Origin of the sequence: Mesorhizobium sp. M0058, from assembly GCF_040323095.1 — a bacterium.
Lineage (GTDB): Bacteria > Pseudomonadota > Alphaproteobacteria > Rhizobiales > Rhizobiaceae > Mesorhizobium.
Window position 1 is genome coordinate 237,452 of the sequence record NZ_JAMYUQ010000001.1, and the last position, 17,122, is coordinate 254,573.

The window sequence follows — 17,122 nt, forward strand, 5'->3', positions numbered from 1 at the left end:
CAGCGCCGGCGGAATGCTGTCGCCAAATTCTCGATCCGCCGTGCCCTCAGCCTGTCGCCAATTGCGGCCGGCGTGCCGCCAAAGCCATCTTCAACGCCGCCAGGCAACCGACAATGCCAAGTGGCACGAAGGCCAGGTACAGCCAGCCGGCGACGTGCGCTGCTGCCTCGCGGTTCAGCCCGTCCGAAAAGCCGCTGGCATTGGCGATGATGCCGGCCATGGCGGCGCCCACGGCGTAGCCGATGCGCTGCATGGTCGGCACGGCGGCCGAGGCGATCGTCTGCTCGCCGTCGCGGGCCGAGGCAACGATGATGCGGGTCAGGAAGGGCCATGACACGCCGAAGCCACCGCCTTGCAACAAAGCGCAGAGCAGGATCACCGGGATCGAGCCGGCGGGGATGGCATAGGCGAAACCGGCGAGGCCGGCTGCAATCATCAGCGCGCCGATGACGAGGATCTGCCGTTCGCGCTGCAGCGGCGCATTGGCGACGGCGATCGACAGGATTGACCAGGCGATCGATTCGGCGGCGATGATGTAGCCTGTGGTCAGGATCGGGATGCCGTGCAGCGTGGTAAGCAGAAGCGGCCCGTAGATGGAAAAAGAGACTGTCGCCACCGAGAAGGCGGCAACCATGCTCATGCCGCTGCCGACCGGCGAGCGCCATGAGAACAGGCCCGACGGGAACAGTCGCGATTGCGGCTTCATGGCGTCGACGAAAACGAACAGCGCCAGGCCGGCGAGGCCGAGGACCAGCAGCAGCGACGATCGAAGCAAGGCGACGTCGACGCCTGCGGTGGCGATCAGCACGACGGCGATGGCGAGGCAGCCAAGTGCTGCAAAGGGGAAGGGCGGCGAGGTGCCGGCGGCGGCTTGCGGCTTCGTCGCTTCCGGCGTGTTCAGGACGATGAAGCTTGCCGATGCCATGGCGATGCCACCCAGCACGAAGACGCCGAAGGCCCAGCGCCAGGACAGGAGCTCGACCATGATCGCGCCGAGCATCGGGCCGCTGAAGGCGGCGACGCCCCAGATCGCCGACATGATGCCGAACAGCTGTGGCCAGATGCTGCGGTTAAACAGCCGCTCGACCGAGACGAAGGCCAGCGACACCAGCGCACCGCCGCCGAGACCCTCGACCAGACGGCCGCCAAGAAACACCGGCATGGACGGCGCGGTGGCGCAGATCAGTGCGCCCACGGCATAGAGCAGGGCGGCGACCGTGACGTTGGAGCGTAGAGCGACATAGCTGACCAGCCGCCCGGCCGCTGCGCCGGCGACAATGGCGCCGAGCTCGTAGACGGCCAGCGACCAGCCGACGAACTGCACACCGGCGAGGTCCCCGACCATGGCCGGCATGACCGTCGCCACCATCGTCTCGTTGGTGGCGTGCAGCAGGATGCCGAGGCTGATGAAGCAGAAGCGCGCGAGGTCGCCGCTTGCCCACAATGCCCGCCAGTCGACCTTGTTGCTGGTGATTTCAGTCATTCTTTTACCCTGCCTTTGCATATCTCGATGCCGGCGCATGGCGCCAGAAGCCAGTCGGGCTTTCCGGCGGGGCCATGTGCGCTGTTTCAGTCAGGCGAGTTGTAAAACCTCAAGCGCAGTTGAGCTCAAGTGGCTTTTTATCGAAGTGCAAACGGTCGAGATTGGCCGGAAGCCTCTCCGCTTGATGCGCCGGTCAGTTCTCAATGCTGCGCAGCTGAAACTGGCTGACGCCGATGGCAATGTTGATACCGGTCTGCGTCTGCAGGCTGAGCGGCTGCAGGGTGAAGGCCTGCGAGGAGCCGCCGACCAGGAGATTGGCGCCGGCGCCGACCGCCGCCGTCATTTCGGCGCTGGCCCCGATATAGTCGCCGGCCAGCGCGCCGGGCGCATAGATGTTCCTCAGCGGCGTCAGCACCAGCCATTGCATGACGGTCTGCTTGGTGGTGCCGATGTCGAGCCCGTATTTGTTGACGGCGCCGAAATAGGCTTCCGGCGAAAAGCTCTTGTCGGCCGGCGTGAAGGTGCAGCTCAGATCCTTGCTGGAGCCGAAGATGAAGCCGGTGCCGCCGCCGATGGCGCAATCGAGCACACCGAGTTCGATGCCCTGGTCTTGCGCTTGGGCCTGGGCGGTACAGATGATGGTGATAGCGGCGGCGATGGCTGGTTTCAGCACGGCGGATCCCCCAAAAAGCATGCGGCGCGAAACAGTAACCTGTTCCGCGCCGCGCGTAGAGGGATCAGTCGATACTTATTTGCCGATGCTTATTCGCCAATCCTTATTTGAACGAGTGGACCAGCTCCAGGGAGGTCACGGCGACCGCTACATTGACGCCGGTCTGCGCCTGGACGCTGAGCGGCTCCAGAACAAAGGCGCCGTCCAGCCCGCCGACCAGCAGATTGGCGCCGCCGCCGGTCACCACGCTCGCCTCGGCGTTGACGCCGTAATAATGGCCGGCAAGGTCGCCCTCGTCATGGCCGCGGGTGGCGGCCAGAACCGCCCACACCAACTGGCCCTGATGCGTCTGGCCGAGATCGACGCCGAGCTTGGAGATCATCCCCGTGTATTTCTCGGACGGCCCATGGTGATAAGGGCGGAACGTGCAGTCGACGCCCTTGTTCGACGTGATGACGTAACCGACGCCGCCGTCGATGGTGCAATCGAGCGTGCCGAGCTGAAGCTTGCCGGCGCTGGCGGGAACGGCAAGCAGCGTCGTGGCAAGTGCCGCGGCACAGATGATTTTCTTGATCATGGGTCAGTCCTTTCGAAAATGCCTTCAACAACGGTTGAATGGCCCGGAGCGTTCCGCTGAAAACTTGGCGCGATCAAGGCAGGGGTTAACGCTTTGCCCCCGGTGGTTAAGATTGGGTGATAGTGGGGTTTTCTGGATACGCAATCTCAAGGGGAAGCGCTCTGCGCTTTCCCTTGGGAGAAACCGCTCACGCGGCGCACTGCATCAGGAATGGAACGTTGTTATAAAAGGCCGCCGATGGCGGCGCGCCGGCGGCATCTCAGCCGGCGGTGGCGCCCGATGTGCGCGACAGGCCGTCCTTGGCCGGCTGGTAGGTCGGGTCGAGATGGACGGCTTCGCGGTAGGCCTTCGAGGCCTTGACCTTGTCGCCGCGGCGCTCGTAGATCAGCGCCTGGTTGGACCAGGCTTCGGCGTTCTTGCCGTCGAGCTTGATGGCCATGTTGAAGTCGGAGAAGGCGTTGTCCTCGTCATTCATGGCGAGATAGGAGAGGCCGCGGCCGTTATAGGGTTCGGCGGCGTCCGGCGCCAGCGAGATGGCGGTCGAGAAATCCTCGATGGCAAACTTGTGCTGGCCCTGGCTTTGATAGATCAGGCCGCGATTGTGGTACGCGCGCGCATCCGTCGTATCAAGCTGGATCGCCTTCTGGAAATCGTTGAAGGCCTGCTGGGTCTGGCCAGCCTTGCGATAAAGGTTGCCGCGGCCGATATAGGCGGCGTCATAATTTGCATTGATCTGGATCGAGCGGTTGTAGTCGGCAAGGGCGGCCGCCTGGTTGCCGAGGAAGCGCTGGATCAGCGCCCGGTTCGAATAGGCCTGGTAGAAATTCGGGTTGAGCTGGATGGCGGTGTCGAAATCCTTCAGCGCCGCCTGATACTGGCCGCCACGGCCATAGGCCGAGCCGCGCACATTGTAGCCTTCCGGATCCTGCGGATTGCGCTGGATCACCGCCGACAGCGAGGAGATGTTCTCGCTCGAGCCTTGCGCCTTGTCGATGTTGTTGAATTCGCCGGTCGGAACGCTCTGGCAACTGGCAAGCACCAGGCCGGACATCAGGGCTGCCGCCAGGGCCAAACCGCGCATTGTGGTTCTGCGCTCTACGCCGATTGCGTTCATGTCTGCCCTGTCCTCACTTCAGCCTCGCCGTCCAGGTCCCCCTCCGGGCCGGGTCACAGATTCTCGTAACAAAATCTAGAACGCCGTTTGCGCGTTCAAGGGAACGGCCTCCAACAGAATGGCGGCGCTCCAAACAAAAAGGTGGCGGCGATTCCGCATCGCGCCACCTCTGAGTATCCTTCGAAAAGGACGAAAAATTGGCGTCAGAACCGCGGCGGACGCGGAGCACCACCAGGACCACCGGCGGCGCCGGCAGCAACCGGGCGCGGCGTCATCGGCAGCAGGCCTTCGCGCTGGGCGCGCTTGCGGGCCAGCTTGCGGGCGCGGCGAACGGCTTCGGCCTTTTCACGGGCGCGCTTCTCGGAAGGCTTCTCGTAATGGCCGCGCATCTTCATTTCGCGGAAAATGCCTTCGCGCTGCATCTTCTTTTTGAGAGCGCGAAGCGCCTGATCAACGTTATTGTCGCGGACGAGTACCTGCACGGGCAATCCTGTCTTTCGGGTTTGATATCAACAGGCAAGTGACCATAGCCACATGCCTCCGCGGCGCTTTACACCACGAATTGTGGCGGCTGATAGCAGAATCAGGCCGCGCTGTCCACACTGGAAATGAAGGACAACCGCCAATTTGCCACGGCAGCCCCGAGATAGGGCGCCAACTAGGCGCTGGCCAGATGGAGCCGTGCGAAATCCTCGAAGAATTCGCCGTAATCGCAGGTAATTTCCTCGCCGGCTGATATATCTCGAGTGGCGGTGGCGCCGCCATATTGCGAAAAATCCGTGTTCGGCCGCTCGGCGTGGTTCATGAAGCGGCCATTATCGACTTCATAGACCATGAAGCCGGGACGGTCGGGGCTCGGATAGGCATAGCGGTCGAGCAATTCCTTGAGGTGCGGCGGCGCCGCCTCGTATTTGTCCATCGGGATCAGCCGGTCGAAATCCGGATCGAGCCGCCAGATCGAGGCGCCCTTCCTGATCGGCTCGGCGGCGAACACGCCGACGCCTTCGATTGCGCTCTGGGCGACATAGGTCCTGATCAGCAGCATGTCCGTCCTCCTCACCCGAAACCGAATCGCCAAATCGCGTGGAAAAAGCAAGTCCGGTTTCGGGTTCTATGGCTGGATCGGCGCGGGCGATGACCCGCGAAATGCTTCACGTCCGGGTGATCGAGACGCCGCCATCGGCAAACAGCGCCGATCCTGTGGTGAAGCTCGACGCATCCGATGCCAGGAAGAGCGCAGCGCGGGCGATCTCTTCAGGCACAGCGACACGTTTCAAGGCATGCAGGTTTTCCACGAAAGCGCGTGATTCCGGCGTCTTGAATGTTGCCGACGGCGTGTCGGTGCCACCCGGCATCAGCGCGTTGACCCGCACGCCCCTGGGGCCGTATTCGGCGGCCAGCACCTGCGTCAGGCCGATCAGTCCGGCCTTGCTCGCGGCATAGCTGGTCATGCCCGGCATGCCGACTGTGTGACCGACGAAGGTCGAGGTGAAGATCAGCGATCCGCCGCCGCGTTCGACCATCGCCGGCACCTGGTATTTCGCGCCGAGAAAGGCGCTGGTCAGATTGGCGTCGAGCGTCTCGCGCCATCCGTCCAGCGACAGTTCCGAAATCGGACCCATCGTTCCGACGGAGCCGACATTGTTGAAGGCGATATCGAGCCCGCCGAATTTTTCGACGGCGAGATCGACGAGGGCTTTTGCATAGGCTTCGTCGCGGACATCGCCGGCAAGCGCGACTGCCGTGCCGTCGGCGTCCTCGATTTCGACGACCAGCGCATCGAGTTCGGCCTGGCGGCGGGCGGCGATGACGACCCTGGCGCCTTCTTCGGCAAAGAGTTTTGCGGTGGCGCGGCCGATGCCGGAACTGGCGCCGGTGACGATCGCTATTTTATTTTTATTGGTGAGTGCGAACATTTTTTACATCCTTTCATCGCGCCGGCTGTGCCGGCAACCGGGATGTTGATCGCAGTTCGGGACGGTGCTAGCCACCCGATACGTGCTCGACTTGCTGAATGGCTTCGCAGCGGCACAAGCGCCGCGCGCCGGACTATTGCTTCAGCAGCCAGCCGAGGCGATCGAGCGAAAATGCGTAGCTGATGGCGATGAGCAGCGTGATGACAACGCCCGTGGTTGTGTGACCGGCGGCATAGAATCCGGCTGCACCGCCAAACAGGATGGCCAGTTCAAGCACCAGCCTGACTGCGCCTGGTACAGGAACCGGCGCGCGTCCGGACCGGCTCGGGTCGCCGCGCACCGCGAAGGTTCCCCACAGCGCAGCTGCAATGAACGGCAAGGCCAAGGCGAGGACCCAGCGCCACCATCCGCCGGAGAGGCTCCAGCCGGCAAAGCCGAGGCCAAGCAAGGCGGCAAGTTCCAGCAGGAAACGCAACGTCAGATTCCACCAGGCGTTGCCCATATCCGTCCTCCAGAGTCTCGCGATCGCCAGTGTGTCCGAACGCAGCCATGCCTGCCAGCGCGGGCAGGTCTTTTCCACCGCGGCGCAAAACGGCAAGCGCCGTCGCAAACAGCGCAAGGGTGGAAGCGCCGTTTCGCTAGTGATACACCTCGCGCGCCGGGGCTGCGTAAAATACCCCACCGCCATTTGCGAGGCTGGAACGTTGAAAAAATATTCGGTATTCGCCATCGCCCGCGAGGCCATGCGCGGCCACAAGGGCTGGGAGGAACAATGGTCCTCGCCGGAACCGAAGAAGGAATATGACGTCATCATCGTCGGCGCCGGCGGTCATGGCCTGGCCACCGCCTACTATCTCGCCACCGTTCATGGCATCACCAATGTCGCGGTGCTGGAAAAGGGCTGGCTAGGCGGCGGCAACACCGGGCGCAACACCACCATCATCCGCTCCAACTACCTTTACGACGAGAGCGCCGGCATTTACGACCATGCGCTGAAGCTGTGGGATGGGCTCTCCCAGGAACTCAACTACAACGTCATGTATTCGGCGCGCGGCGTCATGATGCTGGCGCACAATGTGCACGACATCCAGGTGCTGAAGCGCCATGTCCATGCCAACCGTCTCAACGGCATCGACAATGAATGGCTGACGCCCGAGCAGGCGAAGGAATTCTGCCCGCCGCTCAACATTTCCAGGCAGGCGCGCTATCCCGTCGTCGGCGCCGCCTTGCAGCGGCGAGGCGGCACGGCGCGTCACGATGCGGTGGCCTGGGGCTATGCGCGCGGCGCTTCGGCGCGCGGCGTGCACATCATCCAGAATTGCGAGGTCACCGGCGTCAAGCGGGCGGCCAATGGCGCGGTCATGGGTGTCGACACGACGCGCGGCTTCATCGGCGCCAAGAAGGTCGGCGTGGTGGCTGCAGGCCACTCCTCGGTGATCATGAACATGGCGGGCGTGCGCATGCCGCTGGAAAGCTATCCGCTGCAGGCGCTGGTGTCGGAGCCGGTCAAGCCGGTGGTGCCTTGCGTGGTGATGTCGAACACGGTGCACGCCTACATCTCGCAGTCCGACAAGGGCGAGCTGGTGATCGGCGCCGGCACCGACCAGTATGTCTCCTATTCGCAGACCGGCGGCCTGCACATTTTGCAGCATACGCTGGACGCCATCTGCGAGATGTTCCCGATCTTCACCCGCATGAAGATGCTGCGCTCGTGGGGCGGCATCGTCGACGTGACGCCCGACCGTTCGCCGATCCTGGCCAAGACGCCGGTGCCCGGCCTCTACGTCAATTGCGGCTGGGGCACGGGCGGCTTCAAGGCAACGCCCGGCTCAGGCCATGTCTTTGCCCACACGGTTGCCAAGGACGATCCGCATCCTATCAACGCGCCCTTCACCATCGAGCGCTTCCGTACCGGCCGCCTCATCGACGAGGCAGCGGCGGCGGCGGTGGCGCACTGATGATGGTGGAGTTGGCTGTAGCGGTGCCGCTGGTGCTGGCGGGGGAGCAGGACCTGTTCCACTTTCCGTCACCGGACGAAGTGCGCACGCAGCCGATCAGCCGCGCCGACAACGAAGCCAATTGGCCGTTTTCGATCGACGCCGGCATTTTGGCATGCGTGTGGAGTGGTGGCCAGAAGGTGGTCATCTTCATGGAGAACAGGCCCTCCGATCTCGTCGAGGACGACACATTCGAGCCGCGCAGCGTCATCGTGACGACCGATCCGTTTCAGCTCACGATCGGCAACATGGCGTATCGCGAGCTGTTTCGCCCCGCCGCAAGCGTGGAGGAGCGCATTCGGCTCGTCGCGCCTTTTGCGGCGATGGGCCAGAGGCTTTGCAACCAACCGGCCGGCGCGCATGTCGGCCACGGCGAATTGTAGGAACGAACGATAATGCTTCTCATCCGCTGCCCCTATTGCGAGGAAGAGCGCCCGGAGCTCGAGTTCCGTAACGCCGGCGAGGCGCATATTGCGCGCTCGGCCAACATGGCGGGCGAGAGCGACGACGATTTTGAAAAGTTCTTCTTCATCCGCTCGAACCCCAAGGGCATCATCCATGAGCGCTGGCGCCACATCCATGGCTGCGCACGCTTCTTCAATGCGGTGCGCGACACCGTCACCGACAAGTTCGTCATGACTTACAAAGCCGGCGAGCCGAAGCCGTCCAAGCTGCCCAAAAACTCCAACGAAGTGGCATCCAAATGAGCGGCGCGTTCCGCATTCAAAGCGCCGGCCGTCTCAGCCAGGCCAAGACCGCGCGGTTCTCTTTCGACGGCCAGTCTTACACCGGCATCGAAGGCGACACGCTGGCCTCGGCGCTGCTTGCCAATGGCGTGCATCTGGTGGGACGTTCGTTCAAGTATCACCGTCCGCGCGGCTTCCTGTCGGCCGGAGCGGAAGAGCCCAACGCGCTAGTCGAGGTCAAGCGCGACGCGGCACGCAAGGCGCCCAACATCCGCGCCACGGTGCAGGAGCTCTATGACGGGCTCGTCGCCAACTCGCAAAACCGCTGGCCGTCGCTCGCCTTTGACGTCGGCGCGGTCAACGACATTGCATCGCCGCTATTTTCGGCCGGCTTCTACTACAAGACCTTCATGTGGCCGAAGGCAGCCTGGAAGAGCCTCTACGAGCCGAAGATCCGCGCCGCGGCCGGCCTCGGCGTTTCGCCTGACAAGCCAGATCCCGACCATTATTCGTCGCGCTATGCGCATTGCGACGTACTGGTGCTAGGCGGCGGTGCGGCCGGCATTGCGGCAGCGCTCGCCGCTGCCGAAACCGGCGCGCGTGTCATCCTCGCCGATGAACAGGCCAGCTTCGGCGGCAGCCTGCGCTTCGAGAGCGGGGCGAAGATCGACGGCCAGGACGGTTATGCCTGGGCGCAAGGCGCGGTGGCCAAGCTCACCGCCCTGGACAATGTCCGCGTTTTGTCGCGCACGACGGCGTTCGGCTACTACGCGCAGAACTTCGTCGGCCTGGTCGAGCGGGTCAGCGACCATCTGCAAAACCCCGGCCGCGATTTGCCGCGCGAGCGCCTATGGCAGGTACGCGCCAAGCGCGTGGTGCTGGCGACCGGCGCCATCGAACGCCATATCGTGTTTGCCGACAATGACCGGCCCGGCATCATGCTGGCCTCGGCGGCGCGGACTTATCTCAACCAGTACGGTGTCGCGGTCGGCAAAAATGTCGGCGTCTACACCGCCAATGACTCGGCCTACTCCGCCGCGATCGACCTGAAGAAGGCCGGCGTCAACGTGGCGGCGATCGTTGACCTGCGCGACCATCCGACCGGACCTGTGATCGACGAGGCGAGAGCGCTCGGCATCGAGGTCAATTTCGGCCGCGCGGTGATCCGCGCCGGCGGCAAGTTGCGCGTGACCTCGATGACGGTTCAGCCGAAGAATGGGGGCGGCGAGCGCACCATTCCGGTCGATGCCATCCTGATGTCGGCCGGCTGGACGCCATCGGTGCATCTGTTCTCGCAGTCGCGCGGAAAGGTCGCGTTCAATGACGAGACCAAGCGCTTCGTGCCGGGCATCTATGCGCAGGACTGCGTTTCGGTCGGCGCCTGCAACGGCACGGATGGGCTGTCGGCGTCGATCGACGAAGCCTATGCGGCCGGCGCCAAGGCGGCGAAGGATGCGGGCGGCAAAGTGGCCAAGGGCGTTAAGCCGAAGGTCGACGCGTCGGAAAGCTGGTCGCGCGGCATGCTGGGCGCGGCGCCCGGCGCCGGGCCGGACAAGACGGTCAAGGCCTTCGTCGATTTCCAGAACGACGTCACCGCCAAGGACATCCGCCAGGCGGTACATGAAGGCATGCGCTCGATCGAGCACGTCAAGCGCTTCACCACCAACGGCATGGCGACCGACCAGGGCAAGACCTCCAACATGCACGGCCTGGCGATTGCCGCCGAGACGCTTGGCAAGCCGATCCCCGAGGTCGGGCTGACCACGTTCCGCGCGCCCTATACGCCTGTCACTTTCGGCGCGATCGTCAGCCATTCGCGCGGTCCGCTGTTCGACCCGACACGCAAGACCGCGATCCATCCCTGGGCCGAAGCGCAAGGCGCGGTGTTCGAAGATGTCGGCCAGTGGAAGCGCGCCTGGTATTTCCCCAAACCCGGCGAGGACATGCACAAGGCGGTCGACCGCGAATGCGTCGCTGTGCGCACCAATGCCGGCCTGTTCGATGCCTCGACGCTGGGCAAGATCGAAGTGGTCGGACCGGATGCGGCCAGGTTCATGGAACTGCTCTACACCAATCCGTGGGAGAAGCTTGAGCCCGGCCGCTGCCGCTATGGCATCATGCTGCGCGAGGATGGTTTCATCTATGATGACGGCGTCGTCGGCAGGCTGGCGCCGGACCGTTTTCATGTGACGACCACGACGGGTGGCGCGCCGCGCGTCATGAACCATATGGAGGACTATCTCCAGACCGAGTTCCCGCATCTGAATGTCTGGCTGACCTCGATAACCGAGCAATGGGCGGTCATCGCCGTGCAGGGGCCGAAGTCGCGAGACATCATTGCACCGCTGGTCGAAGGCATCGACATGTCGGACGAGGCGCTGCCGCATATGTCGGTGCGCGAAGGCAAGATCTGCGGCGTTCCGACCAGGCTGTTTCGCATGTCGTTCACCGGCGAGCGCGGTTTTGAAGTCACCGTGCCGGCCGATCACGGCCAGGCTGTCTGGGAGGCGCTGTGGGCCGAAGGCCAAAAGCATGGCGCGACTGCTTACGGCACCGAGGCGATGCACGTGCTGCGCGCCGAAAAGGGCTACATCATCGTCGGCCAGGACACGGACGGCACGGTGACGCCGAACGATGCCGGGCTCGACTGGGCGGTCGGCAAGAAGAAGACCGACTTCGTCGGCATCCGCGGCCTGACGCGGCCCGACCTTGTCGCCAAGGGCCGCAAGCAACTGGTCGGCTTGAAGACCAAGGACCCGAAAGTGGTGCTTGAGGAAGGCGCGCAGATCGTCGCCGACCCGAAGCAGGCGATCCCGATGAAGATGATCGGTCACGTCACATCCAGCTACTGGTCGGAAAATTGCGGTCGCTCGATCGCGCTGGCGCTGGTTGCCGGCGGCCGCGACCGGATGGGCGACACGCTCTATGTGCCGATGCCGAACGGGGTGATCGAAGTCGAGGTTACCGGCATGGTGTTCTTCGACGAGACGGGAGGGCGCCTCAATGGCTAAGGCTGCTGCAAAGAAGACGGCCCCAGCTGCAGCGCCGTCGGTCGAGCGCCGCCCGGCCCTGGCTGGACGCGTCGTTTCCGCAACGGATGTCAAGGTCGAGGTGCTGCCGCCGGCGGAGCGCATGTCGCTGCGCGCGCCGGAGGCTTCCGTCGCGGCGCTGTCGAAGGCGCTCGGCCTGACCTTGCCGAAGCAGCCGAAGACCTCGGCGGCCAAGGGTGGCCGCACGGCGCTGTGGCTCGGACCGGACGAATGGTTTGTGATCGACGAAGCCGGCAAGGATCCGCTTGCCGACTGCGCCAAGGTGACCGCATTGCATTCGGCGGTCGGCATCTCGCACCGCAACGTCGCCTTCGCCGTCACCGGCCCGGCGGCTGCCGCCGCGATCAATGCAGGCTGCCCGCAGGATTTGTCGCTCGAGGCTTTTCCGGTGGGCGCGGCGTCGCGCACCATTCTCGGCAAGTGCGAAATCCTGCTGTTGCGCACGGCAGCCGACGCTTTCCGGGTCGAGTGCTGGCGTTCCTTCTCGGACTATGTCTTTACTTTCCTGTCGGAAGCAGCCAGCGACGCGGCGGCGTAGGAACGTTTGACGGGTCAAGCCGTTCTGCTTCCCTCATCAGGGAGAACATACGATGCCGTCGAAAGCGCCGCCGAAGTCAGCTGGCAAGACGTCCGCCGTGCGCTCACTCGAACATGAGCAGCATCACGAGGTGACTGCCGAAGAGGAACTCGAGGAAGGCCTCGAGGACACGTTTCCGGCCAGCGATCCGGTGTCGATCACCTCGACCGCCATCCCAGGCGCGCCGGCAAGACCCGGCAAGGCCAAGACGGTGCCGGGTCGCAAACCGCGCAAGAAATAACCGTTCGGCTAGGCCAGGTTTGAACTCGGAGAAGCCCAGCTTGCGCTGAGAAAATGGGGGCGCTGAGGAAAAAACGGGCGGCCGGGATTATCCTGCCGCCCTTAAATTAGTCGTTGTGCTGTTCGGTGGTCGAGCTCGATCAACTTAGAACGTGCTCGGCACGATCCATGGGTTGATCTCGATGCCGAGACGCGGGCTCTTGGCCATGACGTCGGACTTTTCGACCGAGCCGGTCACGGCGCAATCGAGCTTGGCATTGGTCGTGGTGTCGACGCAGGTGGCGGCCTGCTTGGTCGAGTGTGTGTTGTTGGCGGCGAAAGCCGAGCCGGAGAGAGCCAGCACGGTGGCGAGGGCGAGAAGGGTCTTGTTCATGTCAGTCTCCATCGGTTAAATTCTTTTCGTACATGTACGATACAACGTACACATACGTCCACCGAGATGGGTTTTCAAGTCGGAAAACGTACGCGTACGACAAATTTTTTTGAATGCCGAAAATTGCGTCGCACTGACACAGCCGAAGCTGTCAGGCCGGACGTTGAATTGGAGGGGCGGGGATGCTCAGCAGTCGACCGGGGTCTCGGTCAGCGGCGGCACATTCTGGGTGCTGAGCGTGGCGAGTGTGAAATCGCACATCCGCGTCACGAAAGCCTGTGGATCGCCGAAGGGGTAGAACGGGAACGTGATCAAAAGCGAGATGGTGCCGTGGCCGACTGCCCAAAGCATGGTGGCGATGGCGCGCGGATCGCCCTGCAGCTTGCCTGCAGCAACGCAGGCCTCGACCCTGGATATCAGCGCTTTCATCGCCGGGTTGGCCTCTTCCATGTCCTCATAGCTTCTGCCTTCCGGCAGCTTGGTCTTTTCGGTCATGAACACGGTGCGGTATTCGTTGGGGTTGCCGAGCCCGAAGGCGGCATATTCGGTCATCACCGCACGCAAGGCCTCGATCGGATCGTCGGAAGGATGCTCCTCGATGCGGCGGGCAAGTGTTTCGAAGGCATCCTCGGCCAGCGCAAACAGGATGTCCTGCTTGTCGGCGAAGTAGGAATAGACCGACATCGGAGCATAGCCGACCCGCTTGGCCAACTTGCGGATGGTCAGCCCTTCATAGCCTTCTTCCTTGACGAGCTTGTGGGCTGCGTCGAGCAATTCGGAACGCAGTTCGGCTTTTTGTTTTTCGCGGCGTTTCTGGACGCTCAGTGGCAAGACCCGGTGCCTTTGGTTGGTTGTGCATGGCTAAATATATACGCTGTACGGAAACGGGCAAGGGCGCTGCCAGGGACATCAAAAAGCGACCTCAAGCTTTCTCTCGAATAGTCCTGTCCGTTCTGGTCTATTTCGCCAGCATCTATGTCACAGCATGTGTAACATGGGCGCTCGCAGGCAACATCGGACCGTTACAAACAAAGCCTATCTGGCGGCTCTGCAAGAAATTTCGGTTTTGGGGGGCCTCTATGGCTGCGATAGAGCTTTCGTCCGGGCTGCCGGGCGCACATCCACTTTCTCATGGCGCCAGGCTGGCGCTCAGGCGAGTCGTGATAGTCGCATGGCTGGCGATCGCAATCGGCTTCGCCATGGAAGCGCTTATTCTGACTGCCGGATTTGCGGCAGGTTCGCACCCGGCGCCAACCCAGGTTCTGATCGACTTGGCGCAAGGCGTGACCTGGTCATTCTTCGTCTGCGCCGGCGTCAGCCTCGGCACGGCGATCACCAAGGTGCGAGCCTCGCTTGGCGGCCTGATCGCCATGATCTCGGGGCCGCTGGCCATGGGCATCGCCAAAGGTACGCAAAAGGTGATGGTGAGCGCGCTTGATGTATCGGCAAAGCCCGTGATCCTGTCGCTCACTACGCTCGGTATGTTGCGGGCGATCGAGTATGGTTTGCTGGGCTGGATGCTGGCTTCGCTGGCATCCAAGGAAGAACCTCGCTCGCTGCATTTCATGCTGGCGGGTGCCTTGGCCGGCGCGGTGTTCGGCGGCGGGATCACGGCGCTGACGATCGAGACTGCCGCAGCCAAGGACATTGCGCTGGCATTGCCGCAGGCTGTCGCCACCGGCCTCATTGAGATCGTGTTTCCGATCGGATGCTCGCTGGTCGTCTACATCGCCCTGCAAGTCAGCCGGCACATGAAGTTCATTTCCAGCGATGCGCGCTAGATTTCAGGTCGAATTGACCTGAAATCTGAATCCGGGTCTAATCAAATTGATAGAGCATGATGTCGTCCGAAAACCGCTTCACACTTTCGGCATCATGCTCTTTCTACAGACGGTGATCGGTTTGCGTACTGTTTCCAGGCCGGTTGCCACCACCTCCGTATGGGCTTGCTCCCCGGTCGGGGAACGGAACTGATCCGATCTGTCATCAAATCGCGCCGACCACAATATCTCATTGTCTACTCAGGTTCGGTCGATCAGCTTGGCGGCAAGGTGCGACAGCAGCTTCACCGCTTCGCCATAGGTCCTGGCCTTTTCGGGATTGGAGGCGTTGCCGTCGAGCGCCCGCTTGTAGACGCCCTGACAGATGGCCGCCAAGCGGAAGAAGGAGAAGGCGAGGAAGAAGCTCCAATTGTCGATGCCGGCCAGCCCGCGCCGACGGCAATACGCCGCGACATAGGCTTCCTCCAAGGGCAGGCCGAGGGCGGCGCGGTCGACGCCGCCAAGACCGCGAAAGCCCGAGGCGTGCGGCAAGCGCCATTGCATGCACTGGTAGGCGATGTCGGCAAAGGGGTGGCCAAGCGTCGACAGTTCCCAGTCGAGCACGGCCAGCACTTTCGGCTCATTGTGCGCGAAGATCATGTTGTCCAGCCGGTAGTCGCCATGCACGAGAGATTTTCGGCCGTCATCGGCCGGCATATGCGTCTCCAGCCAGGCGATCAGCCGGTCCATGTCGGCGACCGTGCCGGTCTCCGAGGCGCGGTACTGGCTGGTCCAGCGTGCCAGCTGGCGTTCGAAGTAATTGCCGGGTTTGCCGAAATCGCCGAGCCCGACCGCCTCGACATCGACATCGTGCAGGGCCGCCAGGGTGGCGTTCATGGCATCGTAGAGGGCGGCGCGCTCATCGTTGCCAGCGGCCTCCGGCACTGCCGGATCCCAAAAGATGCGGCCGTCGAGAAAATCCATGACGTAGAACATGCGGCCGATCGGCGTCGCCTCCGCCGACAGATGCAGCATCGCCGGCACCGGCACGGCGGTGCCGGCCAGCGCCTTCATGACCGTGAATTCGCGGTCGACCTGATGCGCCGATTTCAGTAACTGGCCCGGCGGCTTGGCGCGCAGGACATAGCGGCCGCTGGCCGCGGTCAGCAGATAGGTCGGGTTCGACTGGCCGGATTTGAATTTTTCGATTGCGGAAAGCCGTGCAAAACCAGGGATGTGCGCCTCGAGGTAAGGGGCTAGCGCTGTCTGGTCGAGCGTATTGGCGTCGCTCATGCGGTCTCCGGCTCACGCTCGATCAGCGTCAGCGTCAGCCAGCGCGCGGTCAGCGCCGGCTTCTTCGAGCCTTCGATCTCGATGGTCACGTCATGCGCCGTCTGCACCCAGCCCGACGGCCTGACCTTGACGTCGGCCAGCACGAAGCGGGTGCGGATGCGCGCGCCGGTCTTCACCGGCGCCAGGAAGCGCAGCGAATCGAAACCGTGGTTGACGCCCATCTTGCCCTTTTCCAGCGGCGGCATGGTCTCGAAGGTCATCGCCGAGAGCAGCGACAACGACAGGAAGCCATGCGCGATGGTGCCGCCGAACGGCGTCTCGTTTTTGGCCCGCTCGGGGTCGCAATGGATGAACTGGTGGTCGTCGGTGGCGTCGGCGAACTGGTCGATCATGGTCTGTGTGACCTCGCGCCATGGCGAGACGCCGACTTCCTTGCCGACGCTGGCCAGAAGCACATCGAGACTGATCGGTTCCACTGCGGTGTCCTCCCCTTGCCGCCGACCGCGGCTCATTCCTTGAACAGTGTCAGCCCATGCTGCACCGACTGCCCGCCGTCGATCGGCAGGATGGCGCCGGTGACATAGGAGCCGGCGCGGCTGCACAAATAGAGCGTTGCGCCGCCGATGTCATCCGCCACGCCGATACGTCCGATCGGCACATGGCTGCCGACATGTCTGGCCTTTTCTTCGGTGCCGGTGGCAAAGGCGGTCATCCGGCTCTGGAAGGGGCCGGGCGCGAAGGCGTTGACGGTGATGCGCCGCGCCGCGAGCTCGATCGCCAGCGTGCGCGTCAGGTGGTGAACGGCGCCTTTGGACGCGGTATAGGAATAGGCGTCGTCGGCCAGCGGCTGCGTGCCCATCACCGAGCCCAGATTGATGACGCGGGCCGGATCGGCATCGCTCGCGGCGGCTTCCAGCAGCGGCAGCAATTCGCGCGTCAGATGGAAGACGGCGGTGACGTTGACGGCGAACACCTTGGCCCAGCCGCTATAGGGAAAATCCTCCAGGGAGGCACCCCAGGATATGCCGGCATTGTTGACCAGAATGTGCAGCTTCTCGGTGCGCGCCTTGACCTCGCTGACCAGCGCGGCAATGCCGGCTTCGCTCGAGACGTCACCGGCGAAACCTTCGGCACTGCCGGAGCCGCCGAGCCCGTTCAACTCAGCGGCGACCTTGATGCAATCCTTGCCCTTGCGCGAGGCGATCATCACGGTAGCGCCGGCCTGGACCAAAGCGGTCGCAACCATGCGGCCGATGCCGGTCGCGGCTCCCGTTACCAGCGCGGTCTTACCCGCGACTGAGAACAGTTCTTCCAGATAGCTCATCGCAATTCCTCCGCGCCTTTCTGCTCACGGTCCGGGGCGAAAGGGCTCGCGTTGACAAG

The 17,122-nt window shown here is 63.3% G+C and carries 20 protein-coding genes; 7 read left to right on the forward strand and 13 right to left on the reverse strand.

What is annotated here, in order from left to right:
• Positions 1 to 46: 46 nt before the first annotated feature.
• The 8 genes from NKJ75_RS01235 to NKJ75_RS01270 form a co-directional block, all read right to left on the reverse strand.
• Entirely contained in the window at positions 47 to 1,483 is a 1,437-nt protein-coding gene (locus tag NKJ75_RS01235; RefSeq protein ID WP_023740927.1) for an MFS transporter, read from the reverse strand.
• A 193-nt stretch (positions 1,484 to 1,676) separates the two neighbouring features.
• Entirely contained in the window at positions 1,677 to 2,156 is a 480-nt protein-coding gene (locus NKJ75_RS01240; protein ID WP_352499057.1) for a DUF992 domain-containing protein, read from the reverse strand.
• Positions 2,157 to 2,259: 103 nt separating this feature from the next.
• Complete coding sequence (locus tag NKJ75_RS01245) at positions 2,260 to 2,733, reverse strand: DUF992 domain-containing protein (RefSeq protein WP_352499058.1); 474 nt, start codon at positions 2,731 to 2,733, stop codon at positions 2,260 to 2,262.
• Positions 2,734 to 2,992: 259 nt separating this feature from the next.
• Positions 2,993 to 3,847: a tetratricopeptide repeat protein gene (locus tag NKJ75_RS01250; protein ID WP_023700994.1), complete on the reverse strand. Its 855-nt coding sequence runs from the start codon at positions 3,845 to 3,847 to the stop codon at positions 2,993 to 2,995.
• A gap of 203 nt (positions 3,848 to 4,050) precedes the next feature.
• Positions 4,051 to 4,329: a 30S ribosomal protein S21 gene (gene rpsU, locus NKJ75_RS01255; protein WP_023671138.1), complete on the reverse strand. Its 279-nt coding sequence runs from the start codon at positions 4,327 to 4,329 to the stop codon at positions 4,051 to 4,053.
• 176 nt (positions 4,330 to 4,505) lie between these two features.
• Complete coding sequence (locus tag NKJ75_RS01260; RefSeq protein WP_023671139.1) at positions 4,506 to 4,892, reverse strand: SET domain-containing protein; 387 nt, start codon at positions 4,890 to 4,892, stop codon at positions 4,506 to 4,508.
• A 106-nt stretch (positions 4,893 to 4,998) separates the two neighbouring features.
• Positions 4,999 to 5,763 carry an SDR family oxidoreductase gene (locus tag NKJ75_RS01265; RefSeq protein WP_023817238.1) on the reverse strand — a complete coding sequence of 255 codons (765 nt, stop codon included), beginning with the start codon at positions 5,761 to 5,763 and terminating at the stop codon, positions 4,999 to 5,001.
• Between the two features lie 133 nt (positions 5,764 to 5,896).
• The gene (locus NKJ75_RS01270) at positions 5,897 to 6,265 is read right to left on the reverse strand and encodes a YrdB family protein (protein ID WP_023683195.1); all 369 of its coding nucleotides are present in this window, start codon (positions 6,263 to 6,265) and stop codon (positions 5,897 to 5,899) included.
• 202 nt (positions 6,266 to 6,467) lie between these two features.
• On the opposite strand from NKJ75_RS01270, the gene NKJ75_RS01275 reads away from it, so the two are divergent.
• Genes NKJ75_RS01275 through NKJ75_RS01300 form a run of 6 tightly spaced genes read left to right on the forward strand, consistent with a single transcriptional unit; the run spans position 6,468 to position 12,314 of the window.
• Entirely contained in the window at positions 6,468 to 7,721 is a 1,254-nt protein-coding gene (locus NKJ75_RS01275) for a sarcosine oxidase subunit beta (protein WP_023817239.1), read from the forward strand.
• Positions 7,721 to 8,143 (forward strand): hypothetical protein, encoded by a 423-nt coding sequence (locus NKJ75_RS01280; RefSeq protein WP_023817240.1) that lies wholly within the window; start codon positions 7,721 to 7,723, stop codon positions 8,141 to 8,143. The genes NKJ75_RS01275 and NKJ75_RS01280 overlap by 1 nt, the downstream gene beginning before the upstream one ends.
• 12 nt (positions 8,144 to 8,155) lie before the next feature.
• Positions 8,156 to 8,467 (forward strand): sarcosine oxidase subunit delta, encoded by a 312-nt coding sequence (locus NKJ75_RS01285; RefSeq protein ID WP_352499059.1) that lies wholly within the window; start codon positions 8,156 to 8,158, stop codon positions 8,465 to 8,467.
• Positions 8,464 to 11,457 carry a sarcosine oxidase subunit alpha gene (locus NKJ75_RS01290; RefSeq protein ID WP_352499060.1) on the forward strand — a complete coding sequence of 998 codons (2,994 nt, stop codon included), beginning with the start codon at positions 8,464 to 8,466 and terminating at the stop codon, positions 11,455 to 11,457. Before NKJ75_RS01285 ends, NKJ75_RS01290 begins: the two co-directional genes overlap by 4 nt.
• The gene (locus NKJ75_RS01295; protein WP_023686457.1) at positions 11,450 to 12,034 is read left to right on the forward strand and encodes a sarcosine oxidase subunit gamma; all 585 of its coding nucleotides are present in this window, start codon (positions 11,450 to 11,452) and stop codon (positions 12,032 to 12,034) included. Before NKJ75_RS01290 ends, NKJ75_RS01295 begins: the two co-directional genes overlap by 8 nt.
• A 52-nt stretch (positions 12,035 to 12,086) precedes the next feature.
• Complete coding sequence (locus tag NKJ75_RS01300; protein ID WP_023671147.1) at positions 12,087 to 12,314, forward strand: hypothetical protein; 228 nt, start codon at positions 12,087 to 12,089, stop codon at positions 12,312 to 12,314.
• Between the two features lie 144 nt (positions 12,315 to 12,458).
• Here NKJ75_RS01300 and NKJ75_RS01305 read toward each other — a convergent pair whose 3' ends face one another.
• Together NKJ75_RS01305 and NKJ75_RS01310 are read right to left on the reverse strand one after the other, a co-directional pair.
• Positions 12,459 to 12,686: a DUF680 domain-containing protein gene (locus tag NKJ75_RS01305; RefSeq protein ID WP_352499061.1), complete on the reverse strand. Its 228-nt coding sequence runs from the start codon at positions 12,684 to 12,686 to the stop codon at positions 12,459 to 12,461.
• A 186-nt stretch (positions 12,687 to 12,872) separates the two neighbouring features.
• Positions 12,873 to 13,517 (reverse strand): TetR/AcrR family transcriptional regulator, encoded by a 645-nt coding sequence (locus tag NKJ75_RS01310; RefSeq protein WP_023671149.1) that lies wholly within the window; start codon positions 13,515 to 13,517, stop codon positions 12,873 to 12,875.
• On the opposite strand from NKJ75_RS01310, the gene NKJ75_RS01315 reads away from it, so the two are divergent.
• On the forward strand, positions 13,511 to 14,467 hold the full coding sequence (locus NKJ75_RS01315; protein ID WP_352499062.1) for a hypothetical protein: 957 nt from the start codon (positions 13,511 to 13,513) through the stop codon (positions 14,465 to 14,467). The two genes, NKJ75_RS01310 and NKJ75_RS01315, sit on opposite strands and share 7 nt — an antisense overlap.
• A gap of 240 nt (positions 14,468 to 14,707) precedes the next feature.
• Here the strand turns inward: NKJ75_RS01315 and NKJ75_RS01320 are convergent, their stop codons facing one another.
• Genes NKJ75_RS01320 through NKJ75_RS01330 form a run of 3 tightly spaced genes read right to left on the reverse strand, consistent with a single transcriptional unit; the run spans position 14,708 to position 17,063 of the window.
• On the reverse strand, positions 14,708 to 15,739 hold the full coding sequence (locus tag NKJ75_RS01320; RefSeq protein WP_352499063.1) for a phosphotransferase: 1,032 nt from the start codon (positions 15,737 to 15,739) through the stop codon (positions 14,708 to 14,710).
• Positions 15,736 to 16,251, reverse strand: coding sequence for a MaoC family dehydratase (locus NKJ75_RS01325; protein WP_280790513.1), 516 nt, complete (start codon positions 16,249 to 16,251; stop codon positions 15,736 to 15,738). The genes NKJ75_RS01320 and NKJ75_RS01325 overlap by 4 nt, the downstream gene beginning before the upstream one ends.
• Positions 16,248 to 17,063: an SDR family oxidoreductase gene (locus tag NKJ75_RS01330; protein WP_023695624.1), complete on the reverse strand. Its 816-nt coding sequence runs from the start codon at positions 17,061 to 17,063 to the stop codon at positions 16,248 to 16,250. Before NKJ75_RS01330 ends, NKJ75_RS01325 begins: the two co-directional genes overlap by 4 nt.
• Between the last annotated feature and the right edge of the window lie 59 nt (positions 17,064 to 17,122).